Here is a 1,070-nt window from a genome sequence, read left to right on the forward strand (position 1 = left end):
GCACCTGAAGGCCGTAAGTTGCTGCGCGTTGAGCAGCGTAATTCTGCGGTACCGGTTGAACGTAAGCCTGAGTGGATCAAGGCCAAGGTCCAGATGGGTCCTGAGTTTGTCCAGCTCAAGAACCTGGTGAAGAAGGAAGGCCTGCACACGGTCTGTGAAGAGGCCGGGTGCCCGAACATTTTCGAGTGCTGGGAAGACAAGGAAGCGACGTTCCTGATCGGCGGGTCCGAGTGCACCAGGCGCTGTGATTTCTGCCAGATCGACACCGGCAAGCCCTCCCCGGTGGACATGTTCGAGCCCACCAAGGTGGCCCGGAGTGTCCAGGCGATGCAGTTGCGCTACGCCACCGTGACCGGGGTGGCCCGTGATGACCTGGCCGATGAGGGTGTCTGGTTGTACGCCGAAACGGTCCGGAAGATTCACGAACTGAACCCGGGTACCGGGGTGGAGTTGCTGATCCCGGACTTCTCCGGCAAGCCTGAGCACATCGCGGCGATCTGTGATTCCAAGCCCGAGGTGTTCGCGCACAACGTGGAGACCGTGCCGAGGATTTTCAAGCGGATCCGTCCGGCGTTCCGGTACGAGAGGTCCCTGGATGTCATTACCCAGGGCCGGGATTTGGGCATGGTGACCAAGTCCAACCTGATCCTGGGCATGGGCGAGACCCGGGAGGAAATCTCCGAAGCCCTGCGGGACCTGCACCAGGCCGGGTGTGACCTGATCACCATCACCCAGTACCTGCGCCCTTCCGAGCGGCACCTCCCGGTGGACCGGTGGGTCAAGCCCCAGGAATTCGTGGACCTCCAGCACGAGGCCGAGGAGATCGGCTTCCTCGGTGTCATGTCCGGGCCGTTGGTGCGGTCCTCGTACCGGGCAGGCCGTTTGTGGGCCACCGCGATGCGGAAGAAGGGCTGGGAAATCCCCGCCGCCCTGGCCCACATCGAGTCCTCCGGCACCACCCGCCAGGAAGCCTCCACCATCCTGGCCGCCCACGGCTAAACCCCCGAACCACCCACCAGCAGTACCGAAGGACCGGATGCCATGCGTAACGGCGTCCGGTCCTTCGACGT

Annotated in this window: 1 protein-coding gene; it reads left to right on the top strand. The window is 63.5% G+C overall.

Annotated elements, in window-relative coordinates:
• Positions 1 to 999 (top strand): lipoyl synthase (lipA, locus tag FQP90_RS22930; protein ID WP_244296966.1); only part of this gene is annotated, 999 nt, incomplete at its 5' end.
• Positions 1,000 to 1,070 lie beyond the last annotated feature (71 nt).

This window comes from Paenarthrobacter nitroguajacolicus (genome assembly GCF_007786235.1).
Lineage (GTDB): Bacteria > Actinomycetota > Actinomycetes > Actinomycetales > Micrococcaceae > Arthrobacter > Arthrobacter nitroguajacolicus_A.